This window comes from Acinetobacter sp. GFQ9D191M (genome assembly GCF_011174875.1).
In the GTDB taxonomy this organism is placed as follows: domain Bacteria; phylum Pseudomonadota; class Gammaproteobacteria; order Pseudomonadales; family Moraxellaceae; genus Acinetobacter.
Genome location: NZ_JAALGV010000033.1, coordinates 23968 through 42694 on the forward strand (window position 1 = coordinate 23968; position 18727 = coordinate 42694).

General features: G+C 43.0%; 13 protein-coding genes and 3 tRNA genes. 8 read left to right on the forward strand and 8 right to left on the reverse strand.

Features of this window, described 5'->3' with window-relative positions:
• Positions 1–38 precede the first annotated feature (38 nt).
• Together G5T77_RS06720 and G5T77_RS06725 are read right to left on the reverse strand one after the other, a co-directional pair.
• Positions 39–821: a sulfite exporter TauE/SafE family protein gene (locus G5T77_RS06720; RefSeq protein ID WP_125279384.1), complete on the reverse strand. Its 783-nt coding sequence runs from the start codon at positions 819–821 to the stop codon at positions 39–41.
• 179 nt (positions 822–1000) lie between these two features.
• Positions 1001–1273 (reverse strand): PspC domain-containing protein, encoded by a 273-nt coding sequence (locus G5T77_RS06725; RefSeq protein ID WP_034169835.1) that lies wholly within the window; start codon positions 1271–1273, stop codon positions 1001–1003.
• A 250-nt stretch (positions 1274–1523) separates the two neighbouring features.
• Between G5T77_RS06725 and G5T77_RS06730 the strand changes: the two genes are divergently transcribed.
• Positions 1524–2210 carry a hypothetical protein gene (locus G5T77_RS06730; protein ID WP_166138080.1) on the forward strand — a complete coding sequence of 229 codons (687 nt, stop codon included), beginning with the start codon at positions 1524–1526 and terminating at the stop codon, positions 2208–2210.
• A gap of 157 nt (positions 2211–2367) precedes the next feature.
• Here the strand turns inward: G5T77_RS06730 and G5T77_RS06735 are convergent.
• The 5 genes from G5T77_RS06735 to G5T77_RS06755 form a co-directional block, all read right to left on the reverse strand.
• Positions 2368–2443: transfer RNA gene (locus G5T77_RS06735), tRNA-Lys, on the reverse strand.
• A gap of 57 nt (positions 2444–2500) precedes the next feature.
• Positions 2501–2576 (reverse strand) — tRNA-Lys (locus G5T77_RS06740).
• Positions 2577–2597: 21 nt separating this feature from the next.
• Positions 2598–2673: transfer RNA gene (locus G5T77_RS06745), tRNA-Lys, on the reverse strand.
• A gap of 197 nt (positions 2674–2870) precedes the next feature.
• Positions 2871–4712, reverse strand: coding sequence for a long-chain-acyl-CoA synthetase (locus G5T77_RS06750; protein WP_166138083.1), 1842 nt, complete (start codon positions 4710–4712; stop codon positions 2871–2873).
• Positions 4713–4885: 173 nt separating this feature from the next.
• The gene (locus G5T77_RS06755) at positions 4886–8320 is read right to left on the reverse strand and encodes an Rne/Rng family ribonuclease (protein ID WP_166138086.1); all 3435 of its coding nucleotides are present in this window, start codon (positions 8318–8320) and stop codon (positions 4886–4888) included.
• Between the two features lie 769 nt (positions 8321–9089).
• Between G5T77_RS06755 and G5T77_RS06760 the strand changes: the two genes are divergently transcribed.
• The 7 genes from G5T77_RS06760 (at position 9090) to G5T77_RS06790 (ending at position 17377) form a co-directional block, all read left to right on the forward strand.
• Complete coding sequence (locus G5T77_RS06760; RefSeq protein ID WP_005232406.1) at positions 9090–10058, forward strand: RluA family pseudouridine synthase; 969 nt, start codon at positions 9090–9092, stop codon at positions 10056–10058.
• A gap of 573 nt (positions 10059–10631) precedes the next feature.
• On the forward strand, positions 10632–11300 hold the full coding sequence (locus G5T77_RS06765) for an HAD-IA family hydrolase (protein WP_166138089.1): 669 nt from the start codon (positions 10632–10634) through the stop codon (positions 11298–11300).
• A 408-nt stretch (positions 11301–11708) separates the two neighbouring features.
• Entirely contained in the window at positions 11709–12506 is a 798-nt protein-coding gene (locus G5T77_RS06770; protein ID WP_166138092.1) for a fumarylacetoacetate hydrolase family protein, read from the forward strand.
• A gap of 22 nt (positions 12507–12528) precedes the next feature.
• A complete protein-coding gene (locus G5T77_RS06775) occupies positions 12529–13425 on the forward strand; it encodes an acetaldehyde dehydrogenase (acetylating) (RefSeq protein ID WP_004781810.1) in 897 nt (298 codons plus the stop codon).
• Between the two features lie 11 nt (positions 13426–13436).
• A complete protein-coding gene (gene dmpG / locus G5T77_RS06780; protein WP_166138095.1) occupies positions 13437–14456 on the forward strand; it encodes a 4-hydroxy-2-oxovalerate aldolase in 1020 nt (339 codons plus the stop codon).
• Between the two features lie 491 nt (positions 14457–14947).
• Complete coding sequence (locus G5T77_RS06785) at positions 14948–16237, forward strand: OprD family outer membrane porin (protein WP_166138099.1); 1290 nt, start codon at positions 14948–14950, stop codon at positions 16235–16237.
• A gap of 279 nt (positions 16238–16516) precedes the next feature.
• A complete protein-coding gene (locus G5T77_RS06790) occupies positions 16517–17377 on the forward strand; it encodes an alpha/beta hydrolase (protein WP_166138102.1) in 861 nt (286 codons plus the stop codon).
• 375 nt (positions 17378–17752) lie between these two features.
• On the opposite strand, the gene hcaR is transcribed toward G5T77_RS06790, so the two are convergent.
• Entirely contained in the window at positions 17753–18661 is a 909-nt protein-coding gene (gene hcaR, locus G5T77_RS06795) for a DNA-binding transcriptional regulator HcaR (RefSeq protein ID WP_166138105.1), read from the reverse strand.
• Positions 18662–18727 lie beyond the last annotated feature (66 nt).

The window sequence follows — 18727 nt, forward strand, 5'->3', positions numbered from 1 at the left end:
CTTATAAAAGTGAATATGTGGTTTGATTAAAAAAGATATTATTTGAACAGTATAGTAGAGTGTTGTAATAATCCCAGACTTTGCCAAAGTGCGTAAATCCCCAGTCCAAATAGAAAAAATAGCACCAGATATTTGAAATGTTGCTGGGAAAGTCGATGCCGTATTTTCCCACCCAGCCAGACGCCGATGAGAGCAAATAATGTGATTCCAAGCAGGATATGTCGCTGATGGGTTTGTAAAGAAATGAGAATTGGGAAAAGTAAGGTCAACTGCACCAGTTTGCTGGCAATAAAATTAAGATTACTGATGATGACAATATCGGTTTTAGAGAGCTGACAGCTAAGCAGATACATCATCAGGAAGGGGGCCATGGCATTGGTTGCACCTCCAATCATGCCGGCCAGTAAACCGAATCCCAGCATACTGAGCTGACTGCTACTGACCCGAAGTGGAGTAGGGCGTAACTGATCCAGTACATAGAAAATAATTACCAGACCCAGCAATAATTTAAGATAGCCTTCATTGATCCAGATGAGTAGTTTAACCCCTATCACGCTACCGACCAGACTGCTGAGCATGAGTGGCCAATAGCGTGAGGCATAATAGCGAATGCTCTGCAACAGGCTATGTTTTGGATCACTATTAAGCATCCAAAGATTCAATAACAGGCAGGGGAGAATTACCAGGGTGACTGCTGTACTTAAGGCATATTCACTGGATAGGGCAGCCGTACTCAGCATAGGAAAGCCAAAACCACTGACTCCATGCAGTAATGCCGCGATCGCACACAGCCAAAGCACAATCCATTCTGCCTGTGTCATCTGAAATCCATTTCAAGAATAAAGTATCAACTTACCCTGAACAGGTGAGCAGGGTAAAGCATAAAATGGTAATAAGACCAAAACCTAAAATCAGGCAAAAAAAACCACGATCTTTTGGGGGAAGGACCGTGGCATAAAAATTTCACCATATGAATATTTAGGTGAAAGAGGAAACGATTTTATCGGTAATCTTTATCCTGATTTACTGTACGTACAGGACGTTCATAATCAGTTCTGCTCGCAGCATAATCAGGCATAGAATTCTTTTTTGGCATCACTAACCATAGAACCAGATAAACCAGGATACCCGGGAAAGCAGCACTCATGACCGAAATAATCACGAAGATCAAGCGTAATAAATTTGCGTTCCAACCAAAACGTTCAGCAATACCACCCATTACACCTGCAATCATGTTTGAGCGGTTAGAGCGATATAAACCAACATTGGCCATCCAGGTCTCCTGATAGAAAAAATAAGATTGAGTCTAAAAAATGACTCGTATTTATAAAAATGGAGTTTTATCTAAATTTTTAAAGTATCTATTGAAAATAAATTCGTTAAGTAATGTTACGGGAGATTAAATAATCCTTAAAAAATCACTAAGATCATAAAAATTCCATTGAATTCATTATTAAAACTTATAAGTTTTCAGTGAGTCGTCTGCCTATATCGATGTGCACCCCTTCAGGTATATTTTTAAAATGAAATCGAATGTATCGCATCATTTAAGTGGTTTATGCCGGCTTGGATTTGTGCTGGGAAGTGTTGCAGGACTGATTGCCTGTGATGACCATCAAAGCAAACCCTTACCTGATACTGCGAAAACTTTGGCACAAGATGGCGTAGTCATCTCCGCCGCCAATGAAAGTTATGACACCCGTAATGCTAAATCGCTCACCCAGACTGCAACCTATAAGGCATTGCCTGTAGAACCAAATGTCGATCCTAAACCTGTACCGGATTATGCCAAAAGCTATGTCGGGCGTTATCTTACCCAGATTGATTGTGACGGGCGGTTTGCACCTTGTACGGAAGGGAAGTCAGTGTTTATTTTGACTTTATTGCCAGATGGTACAGTGCATCGCAGTATCGTACATTATGGCAAAGTATTTGTGAATAATTCCAGACGGGTTCAGACCGAAAGTAATGTGAACTATCGTAAGGACCGCTGGATGATTAATCCGGAACAAACTGAACTGATCGTGGACCGTAAAGAGGGGGCAAAATTCTATTATACAATTAAAAGCCCAACCCATCTGGTCATGAATCTGGAAAAAATTTATGACGAAAAAGAACGGGCAAACCAGCAGTTATTTGATCAGGGTTATCCTGCACCTTCTAAAGCGTATGAGCTGGTCAAAGATTCTGAATTTAAGATGACAGAATAAAAGCGATAAAATCTGTAAAAAATTTAAAAACAGAGTAAATGGAAATGGCGATTCTAAAATTGTCAGGATGAATTGCGCTTAAATAAAAAGAATGAACTGAATAATATAAGAAATATTATAAGAATATTGAAAGAAGAAATAAATATAGAGGGGAGAATGGTGGGCCGTCCGCGACTCGAACGCGGGACCAATGGATTAAAAGTCCACTGCTCTACCAACTGAGCTAACGGCCCATTCGGGTAATCAAAGTAGCTTTGATTGAAGTTTCTAAAAAGAGATTTTAGAAATGATGGTGGGCCGTCCGCGACTCGAACGCGGGACCAATGGATTAAAAGTCCACTGCTCTACCAACTGAGCTAACGGCCCATCAGGGGATATCAAATTTAATGGTGGGCCGTCCGCGACTCGAACGCGGGACCAATGGATTAAAAGTCCACTGCTCTACCAACTGAGCTAACGGCCCTGAACCAACAATCAAGCAAGGCTTAATTGTGCAGTGCAAAAGAAACTAAAGAGTTCTGAAAGCACCACTTTGTTTGATGGAGCGTATTGTAGCAAGATCTCATTGCAGCGCAAGTAAAAAATAACAAAGTTGCCTATGTTTGATTATAAATACAACAATTCTGCTTTATCTAAACAAAAAATAGGCAACTTCAGCACTTAGAAGCGATATTGATAAGCTTGAATGTTCTCAAAAATTTCTTGAGTCAGCTCACAATACGCGTCGCTTCCTGGTAATAAAACCAGCAAGCGTTCATCGGTTTTATTTGGATCAAAAGCCTGTTCTTTCAGTTTGTTTTTCTGATACTTGAAGGTACCGGTCGTTTCTACCTGCTTTTGAATGCGCAGAAAAACCGGAACTGCATAGGCAGGCAGGCAGCGTTTAAAGGTGCTGACCATATTTTTCAGGTCTTGCTCATCCAGGGTGCTTCCCGGTTGCAGGGTAATTGCTGCCATACCGGCACGGCCATTGGTATTTGGAATCTCTACGCCATAAACCACAGCTTCGATAATTTTGTCATACTCGGTCAGCATGTTTTCGACTTCAGTCGTTGAAACATTTTCACCTTTCCAGCGGAAGGTATCACCGAGACGATCAACAAACTGGGCATGACGGAAACCGATATTACGCACCAGATCGCCGGTATTGAAGTAGGAATCACCTTTGCCGAACACGTCATGCATGATGACTGCCTTGTTCTTTTCCGGATCGGTATAACCATCGAAAGGGGAGCGGCGGGTAATTTTACCAATCAATAAACCGGTTTCACCTTTTTTTACCCGTTTGCAGCGACCTTTGGCATCACGCACAGGCTCATTTTTATCTTTATCAAATTCGATAATGGCATAAGGTGTTGGTGAGAAACCGACAGTATTGTCAAAGTTAAAGACATTGCTGAAACCGACATTACCTTCACTTGAGGCATACAGTTCCAGTACTTCCTTGATGCCAAAACGGGATTTGAATTTATCCCAGATATTCGGGCGCATGCCATTACCAATCATCTTGGTAACGCGATGGCCTTTTTCCAGTTTAGACGGTGGCGCATCCATCAGGTAGCGGCAAAGTTCACCCACATAACCAATCGCAGAAGCATCAAATTTTTTGACATCTTTCCAGAAGGAAGAGGTGGAGAACTTGCGACGGATGGCAAAAGTACTGCTTCCGGCAATCACCCCACACCAGCACACCACAATACCTGTCGCATGATAAAGCGGCAGGGTGCAGTACATCACGTCATCTTTATTCAGGTTCAGGACATGGCCATAGGTGCCATAGGCGAGTGTCCAGCGGCTATTGGTAAAGATCACCGCTTTAGGTAAGCCGGTAGTACCTGAAGTATAGATATAGAACAGGCCGTCTTTGCCTTGTACCGAATGCGTAGTCGGTGTATTGAATTTCGGGAACTGGTCAATCTGCTCTGCTAGGTTGATAAACCCTTCAGGTGCTTGTCCGGTATTTTCTTGTGTGTTCTGATCGGCAAACCAGTGGAAACGGTCAGCGGCAATATTGAGATTATTGCGGATTTCATCAACGGCAGCACGGCACTCTTCACCGACAATGACTGCAATCGGTTTCACCAGGTTAATACTATGTGTCAGGACTTTACCGACCTGAGAAGTATTCACCAGCGCAATCGTGATGCCCAGCTTGGCCAGGCCAATCACACTGGCAATAAACTCCGGACGGTTTTCGACCATCACGGCCACCACATCACCTTTCTGTGCACCGAGAGAGAGGTAGAAATGTGCGATCTGGTTCGCCCAGCCATTTAGGTGAGCATAGGTATAGGACTGATCCTCAAAACGTAATGCAATACCTTCAGGATTACGCTGTGTTGCTTTTTCAAAAGCTAAACCCAGGCCTGCGGGCGTATTGGGAGTACGTAAATACGCCTGTCGCAGTCCGTTTAGCAGATTAGGGACCTTACTGATGAAGGCAGGGATTTTGGCTGCGACATCTGCAATGCCAATAAGATCGGGTTGATTCGTCTGGGTCATGGGCGTCCTATTATTTTTCGTATCCAATGCGTTTAATTTATATGCAATAAACGGATGGTAGCCATCTTTTAGCGTGTTGAAACTAGAGTAATCAACCTATTCTGACAAAATCTAGCAAAAAAAACCTAGCCACCGAAATGACTAGGTTTTTTAGTTAACTGCAATTGGGCGAATTATGACTCAGTTGCAGTATTGGTTTTTTTCGGTGGACGGCCACGTGGACGACGTGGGCGGGCAGCCGGTTTTTCAGCTTTTGCTACAGCTTCTTCAGCTTTATCGGCTTCCGGAGTTTCGGTAGGCGTAGCTTCGTTTTCTGCTGGAGTTACTTCAACTGTAGTCGTTTCAGTGACTTCTTCAGCGGGAGCTTGTTCAGCTTTCGCAGTTTCTACAGATGCTTCAGCAGCTGGCTCAGGAGTTTGAGCCGCTTCAGTTGTATCAGCACTTTCTACTGCAGCTACCGGAGCTTCAGCAGGTGCAGCTTCAGCACTTTCAGCTTTCGCTTCTTCTGCTGGAGCCGTTGCTTCTGGAACAGGTTCAACCGCAGTAGATTCTGCTTCAGCTTGTGCTTGCTGTTTTGCCTGCTGTAACGCTTGCTCGGCAGCCAGTTTAGCAAGACGGCGACGCTCACGTGGATCATTCGCCACACGTTTCTCTGAAACCGGTGCAGGCGGAGTTAAATCCAGCACAGGTGCAGGTTCTGCTTCAGGTTGCGCTTTGCTGACTTCTACATCGCGAGTTACAGGTTTTTTCTCTGTGGCCGCGGTCGAAACCGTTGCTAAAGTCGCATTATATTCCTGCGTGAACTTTTGCAATGCACGGTTAAATGTTGGTAACAGACCGAACTGTTCAATCAGGACTGAACAGTCTTCACCATAAACATGGCGAATCAGGCTACCAATAGTGTATTGGCCAAGTGTTGGCACCTGTGATGGTGTCAATTGCTGAGTTTTCGCCTGTTGGCCTTGTGCAGCACGACGGTCGCGACGACGTTGACGTGGGTCATTGCTGGCACGCTGTTTTGATGATGACTGAGCTTCAGGCGTTTTCTCTGCAGGAGCAGATGCAGTCACTTCAGCCAGGAACTCTTCCGCAGCTGGTGCTTCTACAGGAGCATCGGCAGGGGCAGTCACTTCAACAGCAGGTTTTGCGACTGGAGCAGTGTCATTCAATGCCACAATTTCGCTTTTCGCCTCGTCAATATTTACCACCATTGCTGTTGGCATCACTTCTTTACGAGGAGCATTGACCAGTTCCACACGAACTTGCTTTTCATTGACTGCTGGCGCTTCAACGGCAGCAGGTGCTTGAGGTGCAGCTTGTTCATTTAGAACACTTGGATCGCGGTGGCGATTTGGACGTTCTGGACGTTGCTGGTTGCGACGGTCACGACGTGGCACGTTTTGCTGTTGCTCATTACCGTGAGTATCGCTTTGCTGTGCAGACTCATTGTGGTGCTGACGGCGAGAGTTGCGTTTGTTTTCACGCGCTTCCTGACGTTGTTCCTGACGAGAAACTTGAACCACTTCTTCATGCACCTGATGTTGTGATGCATTATCAGACTGCGCCTGTTCACGTGGCTCTTTGTGCTTGTTGCTACGTGCTTTCTTGTTATGACGCTGTGATTTCTCTTCACGTTCAGCTTTTTCAGACTGATCACGCTCTGGTTTATGGACTACAGTCGATGGCGCCAGATAAGCATTGCCGGTAGTTGCTGGTGCTGCAACAGCTGTTGGCTGTGCGGATACTGCTGGTGTTACAGGAGCAACCTGGCCGAACTGGCCACGGCTCACTGCACCGCCATTCACCATCTGTTCAATAGCAGCAGCAGCATTGTTCGCTGTGCGAGATTGATCAACAGTAGTTGCCTGTTTTTGCACAAACAGGTTTTCTAACCATGCACATGGGCTGGCAGCAGGTGCGGCAACTTGAGCAGGTGCCTGTTGTGCAGCAGGTGCTTGCTGTACGTTTTGCTGATTCTGGTTATTGCGGCGTTTATTGTTTTTGCCGTTGTTTTGCTGCTGAGCAGGTGCTGGTGCAGCGGTATGCGTATGTTCTTCTTCTAAATGCCACTCAGAAGACTCATAGCCCAGTTCTTTTTCGCTTGAACGGGTTGCTTCAGTACGCTCGTAACTTGTCGGTGCGAAACCTTCAGGATTATACGAAATTTCGTAGTGAGGTGTTTCCAAGTGTGGATGTGGAAGTACAGTCACACGTGTATTTGAAGTTTGTTCCAGATATACCAGGCTGTGACGTTTTTCATTAAGCATGAACGCCGCAATTTCTACCGGTACTTCAACCTGAACTTCACCATGACGTTCACGTAGTGCGATTTCTTCCACTTTACGCATAATTGAAAGTGATAGAGAACGCAGGTCACGTACCATACCGGTACCATGACAGCGTGGGCAGACATAACCAGTTGCTTCTTCAAGCGATGGACGCAGACGTTGACGGCTCATTTCCATCAGGCCGAAACGAGACAGTTGGCCGAACTGGATACGTGCGCGGTCGCTTTGAGTTGCTTCACGCAGTTTCGCTTCTACCATACGCTGGTTGCGGTCTTTGGTCATGTCGATGAAGTCGATGACAACTAAGCCACCGATATCACGTAAACGTAATTGGCGAGCAATTTCTTCAGCGGCTTCAAGGTTGGTATTTAACGCTGTATCTTCAACGTCCTGACCGCGAGTTGATTTTGCCGAGTTAATGTCGATTGAAACTAAAGCTTCAGTTTGGTCGATCACGATCGAACCGCCTGAAGGCAGTTTTACTTCACGTTCATAAGCAGTTTGAATTTGGCTTTCGATACCGAAATGCGCAAACAAAGGCTCATTCAATGTATAAGTTTTCAGTTTGTCTAACTGAAGCGGCATTACTGCTTTAACGAAGTTATAAGCTTCGTTATAGGCTTGCTCAGAGTCAATCAGGATTTCTGCTACATCATCACGCAGGTAATCACGGATGGCACGAGTTACCACACCTGCTTCCTGATGGACCAGCATAGGTGATGGACCTGAATTTGCAGTGCTTTGAATTTGTGCCCAAAGGTCTAGCAAATGTTGCAGATCAAGCTGTAATTCTTCTTGAGAACGGCCAATGCCTGCTGTACGAACAATGACGCTCATACCACGTGGCACATTTAAAGAGGCCAGCATTTCTTTCAGTTCTTCACGTACTGAACCAGAAATCTGACGGCTGATACCGCCACCTTTCGGGTTGTTTGGCATCAGAACCAGATAACGACCAGCTAAAGAGATGAAAGTTGAAAGGGCAGCGCCTTTATTGCCGCGCTCTTCTTTTTCCACCTGAACCAGAAGTTCAGTGCCTTCAGTAATCAGTTCACGGATATTTGAAGTTTGGCGAGGATCGGCTTTGTAGTAAGAGTTTGCGATTTCACGCATAGACAGGAAGCCTTGGCGACCTGCGCCGTATTCAACGAATACAGCTTCTAAAGAAGGTTCAACGCGAGTCACGTGACCTTTATAGATATTAGATTTTTTTTGTTCACGGGTACGATTCTCTAAATCGAAATCGTAAAGACGCTGACCAGTGACAAGTGCAACGCGAATTTCTTCGGCATGTGTTGCATTAATCAACATACGTTTCATGGGTGTAACACCTTATAGTGATACACAGCAAAAAATCGCTATTCACGTAGCGAACATCACACATCACGGATCAATGGCCCAGATCTCCAATGAATTTCATTGTGGTCTGAGTCTTTTATTCCCGGCGTCTACTTGAATATAGATCAGCTTCGGTATTTTGATTCACGTATTGATGATGGCAATACGGCTTCAATCTTTAAACGATTAAAGTCACCTGAACGTTTCACTGGCGGACAAGCGGTGCATTAGATGTGAGTAACTTTCACTGTCACATTGCTCGAAGATCATCCCTTCTTTATAGAAAGTGTCTTGATACGGAATTGTCGTCGTATCTTTACAAACTGTGCAGATCCAATGCATCAAACGCTGTAGCCTGAAGTCGTCTTCAGGGTGCGACTAATCTGATGTGTATCAGTTTACGTTTAAAAACCAACTAGGTTGGCGACATATTTTTTCAGACAAACTGATTTATGTACCTGAGGTACAATTAAACGCAACAGTTTGCTTTGTTTGCCGATATAATAAGCCTTCGGCGTCGGCATAATTCTTTTGGGACCTTCCCGTATCATGTGAGTCTTTAATTGAATAATCAAGTTCAGAGAAATCTGAAATGCTTCAACTTTTACTCACAAACGATGGTTTCCGTGCGCTGACTATATCAAACCTTGCATCATCTGCCTATGGGCTAAGCTTATGTTTCTTGTGTAAAGCATAACCTAAGTGATCAGTTTTTAATCAATTTTAGTAATTTTTGGGTCATAGTAACTGTATGAATTCTACACAACAATGGCAAAGCGTCACTTGGTTTGAAGTGGATGAACATCAAGATGGACAGCGAATCGATAATTTCTTGTTCAGTCGTCTGAAAGGGGTGCCTAAAAGTCGGATTTATCGTCTGATTCGTGAAGGACAGGTTCGCGTCAATAAAAAACGCATTAAGGCCGAAACCAAACTGGCGATTGGCGACCAGATTCGTGTGGCACCTATTCGTTATGAACAAAAAGATGAATCAGAAGCGCCGATTTCGGACAAGGTGGCTCAAGGTCTTCTGTCACGTGTGGTATATGAAGATGAAGGCTTGATGGTCGTCAATAAACCATCGGGTATTGCCGTGCATGGCGGTAGCGGTGTGGCGTATGGCCTGATTGAAGGTTTACGCGCTGCAACAGGTAAAAAATACCTGGAACTGATTCACCGTATTGACCGTGACACATCGGGTCTGGTGATGATCTCGAAAAAGCGCAGTACCTTAAAAACGCTACAAGATTTATTACGTGAACATAAGATTAAAAAAACTTATGCCGCTGTCGTGAAAGGGCAGGTAACGCTAGATAAGCAACTCATTGATGCGCCTTTGCATCGTTATGAACTTTCTAATGGTGAGCGCCGTGTCCGTGTCTCTAAAGAAGGCAAAGAGTCTAAAACCCAGTGGAATGTGGCAGAGCGTTTTATGCATGCGACACTGGTGTATGCTTCTCCATTGTCTGGTCGTACCCATCAGATTCGTGTACATGGTCTCAGCATTGGTCATCCGTTAGTGGGTGATGAGAAATATGGTCACGAGACTGAATATCGTGGACCAAAACCACGTCGTTTATGTCTGCATGCGATGCGCTTAGAAATTCCGGGTTATCCGACGATTGAAGCGCCTTTGCCTGAAGATATGCAGAGTCTTGTAGCTCAGCTTCGTGCGCAAAAGGCGGATAAGGTGGTAACACCTGCGGAAGATGACGAGTAATTTTTAGCTTTTTAATGAGTCTTATCTTGCTTTACTTGAGTGGGAGAAATTTCCCTCTTTATTAGAGATGATTCAAGACAATTTCTAAATCAATGAAGGGCGACATGGATGTCGCTGTTACTCTGTGGTACAGGGACGTGCCATCAGAGTAACAAAGGATTTTTGCTACTTTTCATCCTTGAAAAGTAGATAATACCTATACGAAAACAGCTGCTCACTGATGTTAATTGTGGTGGGGAATTAATTTAACTCACCTCTCCCAAACCCTCTCCTAGAAGGAGAGGGCTGAGGTGAGGTAAAAGTAAAGCACAGCCGAGTTTTGTAGTTATAAATTCAAATTTTATCGCGTAGGCAGTGTTTTACTTTTGACGGGGGCAAAAGTAACAAAACCCCTTCTGTTGATCTGATGGCATGTCCCTATGCCACAGATCAACGGCGACATCCATGTCGCCATTGGATAGCCAATAGCTGTTGTGATATCACAATAAAAGTTATTTTGTGATAAAACTCTCCCTCCTTTGAAAAAGGAGGGCCGGGGTGGATTATTACTGAATCAAATACTAGGAACCTTATATGAATTCACCTATAAAACTGGTCATTTTTGATTGGGATGGCACTTTATTTGATTCAGTGGGTCAGATCGTGTCGAGCCTGCAGTTTGCCGCGCAGCAATTTCAGCAACCGTTAACTGATGCAGATGCGAAGGGCATTATCGGGCTGGGTTTGCCAGAAGTCGCACAGCGACTATTCCCAACTGTACCAGAATTACATGCGGATATTTTGCAGGCCTATTCAGATCATTATGTGGCGAACTCTGTTGAAGATGCGTGGTTTGAAGGCATATCTGAAATGCTCTATGCATTAAAGGATGAAGGCATCAAACTGGCAGTGGCGACAGGTAAAAGTCGTAAAGGTTTAGACCGGGTACTAAAACAAACGAATAGTCTGGAACTATTCCATGCCACTCGTGCTGCCAGTGAAACCCGCTCCAAACCTGATCCTTTAATGCTGGCTGAAATTCTGGCTGAAACTGGTGTCAATGCGCATGAAGCGATTATGGTCGGTGACACTTCTTATGATCTGGAAATGGCGATGAACATTGCCATGCCAAGTGTAGGTGTGACTTATGGCGTACATACACCGGAAACTTTGGCACAGTTTAATCCACTGTCGATTGTAAAGGATGTCAGCAGTTTGCATGACTTTTTATTGGCTAAAGTCCAATGGAAGGAAGCGATTTAATTCAGTATCTTAGTCATTCTTCAAGATCCGGCATTTTCTGAAATAGAAGATGCGGATCAATGCGGTAGATTTGAACAACTGGTCTTATCTTTTAGTCTAAAGTTGTGATTACAGTGGTTTTGTTCTGTCATGATTGTTGAGTTATTTAGTTGGATATAACTTAATTCATAATTATAAGATTATGTTTTTAATTGATTTTTATAAATTTAATTTATAGATAATAGCTATTGCAAAAAATAAAATAACTATTGGCATTCACGTCGTATTTTTCCCATCCTAAAACTGTTTATTCATATGCCCGTACTAGGCGCAATTGTTTATTGGAATGATCGAAATGATCAGGTCAGAACATTTTGCCTGTCTTAGTTCTCGGCATAAGCCTCATTTTTGCAGTTTAAGGAAACATTGATGTCGAATTCTGCTGTTGTTGAATCAGTTGCACAAGCATTACATACTGCTGAACTCTCAAAAACTGCGATCGCACCGATTCGCCCGGAACTTGGTGGTGAAAGTGCTGACGTAGATATTGCCTATGCCGTTCAGGAAGTAAATACCGAGCGTGCTCTGGCGGAAGGTCGCCGTCTGGTAGGTCGTAAAATTGGTTTGACATCGAAAGTGGTTCAAGCACAGCTTGGCGTAGATCAGCCTGACTTCGGTATGTTGTTTGCCGACATGGCCTATGGCGATGGTGAAGCAATCCCTGCAGGTTTGCTGATTCAACCGAAAGTTGAAGCTGAAATCGCATTGGTCATCAAAGAAGATCTGACTAAAGCAAAACATACGTATGCAGACATCATCAGTGCAACTGACTATGCACTTCCTGCTGTAGAAGTGGTCGATAGCCGTATCGAAAACTGGAAAATCAGCCTGATTGATACCGTAGCTGATAACGCATCTTCTGCTGCATTCGTTCTGGGCTCTAAGCCTGTCAAACTGGAAAACCTTGATCTTGTGAACTGCAAGATGGTCATGACACGTGGCGACGAAGTGGTTTCTCAAGGCGTGGGTAAAGCATGTCTGGCAAACCCGTTAAATGCTGCTGTGTGGCTGGCAGATGAAATGGTACGCCGTGGCCGTCCATTGCTAAAAGGCGACATTATTTTGACTGGTGCTTTGGGTCCAATGGTTGTAGCTCAGCCTGGCGACGAATTCAAAGTTGAAATTGAAGGCTTTGGTTCAGTAACAGCTGCTTTTGCTGCTGAATAAGGGAATACAAGAGAGTACATTCATGAAAAAGATTAAATGTGCATTGATCGGTCCAGGTAATATTGGTACTGATTTGCTTTATAAACTGCAACGCAGCGAATGGTTAGAACCAGTATGGATGGTGGGGATTGACCCAACTTCTGAAGGTCTAGCACGTGCAGCAAAAATGGGTTTAAAAACCACTGCTGAAGGCGTAGACGGTTTGCTGCCTCACGTAGTTGAAGATGACATCAAAATCGCCTTCGATGCAACTTCTGCTTATGTACATGCTGAAAACAGCCGTAAGCTGAACGAGCTTGGCGTGTTAATGATTGACTTAACACCAGCTGCAATTGGTCCTTACTGCGTACCACCTGTCAACCTTGAAGCATTGCTTGAACAAGGTGAAGTGCCAAACGTCAATATGGTAACTTGTGGCGGTCAGGCAACGATTCCTATGGTTGCAGCGATTTCTCGCGTTCAGCCTGTGAACTATGGCGAAATCATTGCGACTGTATCTACTAAATCAGTTGGTCCTGGTACACGTAAAAACATCGACGAATTCACGCGTACTACTGCTGGTGCAATTGAGAAAGTCGGTGGTGCGAAACAAGGTAAAGCGATCATCATCATTAACCCGGCTGAGCCACCACTGATGATGCGTGATACTGTTCACTGTCTAGTAGAAGGTGAGCCAGATCAGGCAGCGATCACTGAATCTGTACATGCGATGATCCTCGAGGTTCAAAAATACGTACCAGGTTACAAACTGGTCAATGGTCCAGTATTTGATGGCAACCGCGTATCGATCTTCCTTGAAGTTGAAGGTCTGGGTGACTTCCTGCCGAAATATGCAGGTAACCTCGACATTATGACTGCAGCAGCTGCACGTACCGCAGAGATGTTTGCAGAACGTGTTTTAAATGCAGTTGAAGCTTAAGGAGCACCTTCATGTCTAAGATTATTATTAATGATATGACTTTACGTGATGGTATGCATCCAATGCGCCATCAAACTACACCTGAGCAAATGGTTGCGATTGCAACTGCGCTGGATGATGCAGGTGTACCTTTAATCGAGGTAACACACGGTGACGGCCTTGGCGGTAACTCTGTGAACTACGGTTTCGCAGCTGCAACTGATGAAGAATACCTGAAAGCGGTTATTCCAAACCTGAAACAAGCAAAAGTATCTGCGCTGTTACTTCCTGGTATTGGTACGGTTGATCACCTGAAAATGGCGCATGATGTAGGTGTAGCAACCATCCGTGTTGCAACTCACTCTACTGAAGCAGACGTTTCTGAACAGCACATTACTGCTGCTCGTAAACTGGGTATGGATACTGTGGGCTTCCTGATGATGGCACACATGGCTTCTCCAGAAAAACTGCTTGAAGAAGCGCAAAAAATGGTGTCTTACGGCGCCAACTGTATCTATGTAACTGACTCTGCTGGTTACATGCTTCCGCAAGACGTGACTGACCGTGTTGGTATCCTACGTGCTAACTTGGGTTCAGACATCGAAATTGGTTTCCACGGTCACCATAACTTAGGTATGGGTGTTGCTAACTCTGTTTCTGCTGTACAAGCGGGTGCAACACGTGTTGACTTGGCATCTGCCGGTCTGGGTGCTGGTGCAGGTAATACGCCACTTGAACTGTTTGTTGCGGTTGCCAATCGTATGCAAATGGAAACTGGTGTTGACCTGTTTAAAGTACAAGACGTTGCAGAAGATCTGATCATTCCAATGATGACTCATCAGATCCGTGCGGACCGTGATGCTGCAACTTTAGGTTATGCGGGTGTTTACTCTTCATTCCTGCTGTTCGCTAAACGTGCTGAAGCAAAATATGGCGTATCTGCTCGTGAAATTCTGCTTGAGCTTGGTCGTCGTGGCACCGTTGGTGGTCAGGAAGATATGATTGAAGATTTGGCATTGACTATGTCTAAAGCGAAAGAGCTTCAAGCTTAATTGTTAAAACGCAAGTTTTAAAAAAGCGTCCGAAAGGGCGCTTTTTTATTTTTAAATTTAAAAATATTTAAGTAACACAATTAAAAATAAATTTAGAAATAACTTATGTATGCTGTCATGCATAAATATTTGAACTGCGAAATAAATCCCCTGAATTAAATAGCTATCATATTTTTTATAAATATAACTTATAGTTTTTAAATATTATAAAAAGCCTTAAACGTAAAAACGATTAAAAAATAGATTTTAAAGAGTTTATATATTTTTTAATATTGAATTTGAAATATAGAACAAAGAGTTATTTTCATTGTTTAGTAAAATAATAAAAAATATCTAAGATTTTAAAAATATTAAAGAAATGATAAATATATTCAAATAAATCCAGAAAAATAATTGGGATCAAAAAGTTAATACTGTGGTCGGATTTTAAATAAATACGTTGTTCAGCATGATGCAGCCATTACTTCTTATGTTGGTTAAGGACAAAGAAAATGCGTCGTCATAATTTATGGATAGCAATCATTGCTGCAACAGCGACTTTAGGAACAACAGCTGCTCAAGCTGATTTTATTGACGACAGTAACGTTCAATTAAAATTTAAGAATTTTTATTTAGAACGTAATTATGATAATGAATCTCAAAAAAACTATGGTAACTGGACGCAAGCGGTAACACTAGATGCTAAGTCTGGTTATCACGATATCGGTGGTGGGGTTCAGGTAGGTGCCGATGTATTAGCACAATATGCCGTAGGTTTGAAATCTCCTGATAATGTGAATGATATTCACATGCCATATAGCAACAAAGATCAGAAGACTGAACGTGATAATGCCAAGTTGGGCGTAACCTTAAAAGCAAAAGTTGGTCAAACTGAATTGAAAGTAGGTGACTTACAACCCATGTCACCAGTGGTGTTCTTTGATCCATCTCGTCAATTGCTAACGACCTATAGTGGCGCATGGTTAGAATCTAAAGATATCAAAGACACTAAACTGACCTTGGCTTATATTGATGGTATTAATGCGCGTTATGATAATCAATATCAAAATTTAACGCTGTTCCCGCAAAATGATTTTGCTAAAGCTGAAGCTGCAGGTCTATCCACTGATGATGGTATGTATATCGTAGGAATCGACCATCAATTCACACCTAAGTTTACTGGTAGCTATTGGTATGCCGATGTGACCAATATGTATAAACAGCATTATGTAGCTACAGATTATAAAACAACTGTCGGTGAAAAGACTAAGCTCGATGGACACGTTCGTTACTTTGATAACAGTGAATCTGGTGACAAACTTTATGGCAATATCGATAGCCAGGCGGTTTCTGCAGGCCTGAAAGTAAATCAGGGTGCTCATACAGTTCAGTTGGGCTATCAACAAATGTTTGGTGATCATGGTACGAGAGCCACTATGTTCCCGACTCTGGGCGGATGGGTTCCACAACCATATTTAGACAACTGGTCTGTAGCAAGTTTTATTCGTAAAGACGAAAAATCATGGAGTCTCGGTTATACCTATGACTTCTCAGAGCTGGGTGCGAAAGGTTTAACTGCAACTTTACGTCATTTTGAAGGATGGGACGTAGATAATGGTGCTGGCAATGAGCGTGGTAAGGAAGATGAAAACAATGTAATTGTTAATTATGTTGTTCCTGAAGGTAAATTAAAAGGCTTAGGTCTCCAATACATGTTCATCGATACCAACTATGACAATATTGCAGGTGGCTTTGATTTGCAGGAACATCGTATTGCAACAACTTATACCTATAAATTCTAAAATTGAGAATTTAAAAGAGCGGTATACCAATACCGCTCTTTTTTATGTCATTTTGAAATTTAAAACCTGAATATTTATAAGGAATTATTTTAAAAATAGTTATACAAAACAATATCTTAAATTATATATTTTTTATAGTATGCAATCGTAATTTTGTATCAGTTGAGCTGTGCTAAGCGGTTAATATAAAGCTGTAAAAATTCATTTTTTAAAGAGTCAACTTGCCGTCGACCTCTGAATAGATGGACACGCAAGCTAAAGACTGTACGAGGAATCAACATGAGCACTGTTCAAATCCCTGATTATAAAACAGATCCATTCTTTGGCTTAGAAGACAAATGGATTGAAACTGCAGAAGGTGAGTTGACTCACTACCACGAAATTGGTGAAGGTACACCAATTCTATTCCTTCATGGTTCTGGTACTGGCGTATCTGCTGCTGCAAACTGGTGGTTGAACCTGCCTGCAATTGGTGAGCAAGCACGTTGTATCGCAATTGACACGATTGGTTATGGTCAAACTGTGGTTGCACCAGGTACTGCTTATGGTATCCGTGCATGGGTGGATCACGCGATCCGTACTCTAGATGCTCTTGGCATTGAAAAAACCTGGTTGGTAGGTAACTCTTTAGGTGGCTGGTTGGCATTCCAATTGGCACTGGATTATCCAGAGCGTGTTTTAGGTATTGTATCTATGGGTACCGGCGGTGCAAAACAGACTGCTGCACTTAAAGCGCATGCAAACCCTGTACTGACTGAAGAAGGTATTAAGAAAACACTTTCTATGTTCGTGGTGAACAAAGATCTGATCACCGACGAACTGGTTAAAGTACGTTTTGCTTCTGCTGCAAATGACTATGCATCAAATCGTTTGATGGATGTAGTGGGCGCACGTGACCGTGACCGTTTCGAATTCCCGTTAGACTTCGAAAAAATGAAAGACATCACTGTACCTGTATTATTGATTCATGGTACTCAAGACGTGGTCATTCCGGTTTCTCGTACTTGGGACATCCTGAACATCGTGCCAAATGCTGATGCACACATCTTCAGTCAATGTGGTCACTGGTCTCAAGTTGAAAAATCAGATGAGTTCAACACTGTGATCAAAAATTACTTGGCTGTACACGGCGTAAAATAAGTCGTACTCAGTTTAAAAAAGGATGGCTTCGGTCATCCTTTTTTCTTTCTAAAATATTTGATTTACTGCTGCCAAATGAGTGTCATTTCATTCAGTGAATTTTTTGAATGTTTTTAATGCCTTTTAGCTATTAATCAGAATTTCAAAAATTAAAATGGGCCTTAGACTTCTTATTAGACTTAAGTTGTAAAAGAAGCCTAATTTGAGCAAAAATTAAACCTAATAAGCCATGGTCGGAGATGTTGGAAGCCAAGCTAGATGTGGTCTGTCATAGGAAAAATGAATATAAAATGAAATTTTGATCAGAAAAAATAAAAACAAAAAAGCACACGTATTCTCAGAGGAAATTACGTGTGCTGCTATAAAAATAGAAAATTAATGTGGTTCGTCGCGGTTAATGTCTAGGTAGAATACGCGAGTCAGGAGTTCCAGGAACTTCTTCACTGCGACTGAATTACTATCTTTACGATAGCTAACATACAGATCTAAAAAGGGAAATTCTACATCCAGCGGGCGGATTATAGTATTGTTCATGGTCAATGGTGCGATATAGCCTGGCAGGATGGCACAGCCCAAGCCCATTCCAATCGAGTTGATATTGAACAGGATATTATCCGCCTTTTGCACAATATTAAGCTCAATGCCATTGGTCTTGGCAAATTCCATAATCGTATTGTGCAGGGTCTGTGACTGTTCTGCAGATGGAATAATAAAATCTATACCATTCAGTAATTTAACTGGAATACGGTCGTATTTCGCTAAAGGATGATCCTTCGGCAAAATGAAGATCAATGGCTCACGAATCACAAACTGGCTTTCAATTTCATCACTATGGAAATTGTGACGGGTAAAGGTCAGATCCAGTTCGCCTTTCTTCAATAATCGCATTTGCTCATTATTGTTCAGACTGAGCAATTCAATTTTTAAATCAGGGTTTTGCACGCGCAGATTCGGCAGGATATACGGGAAGATTTTCATTTCCGCGACAGGGACGAAACCGATGCGTAGCATCTGCTGCTTGGCCTGTGAGACCTGACGGGCCATGGCAATCGCCTTATCAGCTTGTGCCAGCGTCAGGCGGGCCTGTTCTAGGAATACAGCACCTTCTTCGGTCAGTTCGACTTTACGCTTGGTACGGTGTAGCAGTTTGACACCGACATCTTCTTCCAAATCTTTGATTTGCTGACTAAGTGATGGCTGAGCCGTGTAAAGTTTGAGTGCTGCCTTACTGAAGTTGAGTTCTTCAGCCACAGTAATGAAGTAGCGGAGGTGTCGTAATTCCATATCATCAGCCCGTCGAGTAATCCAAAAAATGTCTTACTATAATTTCAGAAGAGTATAATCTATAAA

Coding starts and splice junctions, on each gene's coding strand:
- G5T77_RS06720 (WP_125279384.1), bottom strand. CDS start 821: ATGACACAGGCAGAATGGATTGTGCTTTGGCTGTGTGCGATCGCGGCA.
- G5T77_RS06725 (WP_034169835.1), bottom strand. CDS start 1,273: ATGGCCAATGTTGGTTTATATCGCTCTAACCGCTCAAACATGATTGCA.
- G5T77_RS06730 (WP_166138080.1), top strand. CDS start 1,524: ATGAAATCGAATGTATCGCATCATTTAAGTGGTTTATGCCGGCTTGGA.
- G5T77_RS06750 (WP_166138083.1), bottom strand. CDS start 4,712: ATGACCCAGACGAATCAACCCGATCTTATTGGCATTGCAGATGTCGCA.
- G5T77_RS06755 (WP_166138086.1), bottom strand. CDS start 8,320: ATGAAACGTATGTTGATTAATGCAACACATGCCGAAGAAATTCGCGTT.
- G5T77_RS06760 (WP_005232406.1), top strand. CDS start 9,090: ATGAATTCTACACAACAATGGCAAAGCGTCACTTGGTTTGAAGTGGAT.
- G5T77_RS06765 (WP_166138089.1), top strand. CDS start 10,632: ATGAATTCACCTATAAAACTGGTCATTTTTGATTGGGATGGCACTTTA.
- G5T77_RS06770 (WP_166138092.1), top strand. CDS start 11,709: ATGTCGAATTCTGCTGTTGTTGAATCAGTTGCACAAGCATTACATACT.
- G5T77_RS06775 (WP_004781810.1), top strand. CDS start 12,529: ATGAAAAAGATTAAATGTGCATTGATCGGTCCAGGTAATATTGGTACT.
- dmpG (WP_166138095.1), top strand. CDS start 13,437: ATGTCTAAGATTATTATTAATGATATGACTTTACGTGATGGTATGCAT.
- G5T77_RS06785 (WP_166138099.1), top strand. CDS start 14,948: ATGCGTCGTCATAATTTATGGATAGCAATCATTGCTGCAACAGCGACT.
- G5T77_RS06790 (WP_166138102.1), top strand. CDS start 16,517: ATGAGCACTGTTCAAATCCCTGATTATAAAACAGATCCATTCTTTGGC.
- hcaR (WP_166138105.1), bottom strand. CDS start 18,661: ATGGAATTACGACACCTCCGCTACTTCATTACTGTGGCTGAAGAACTC.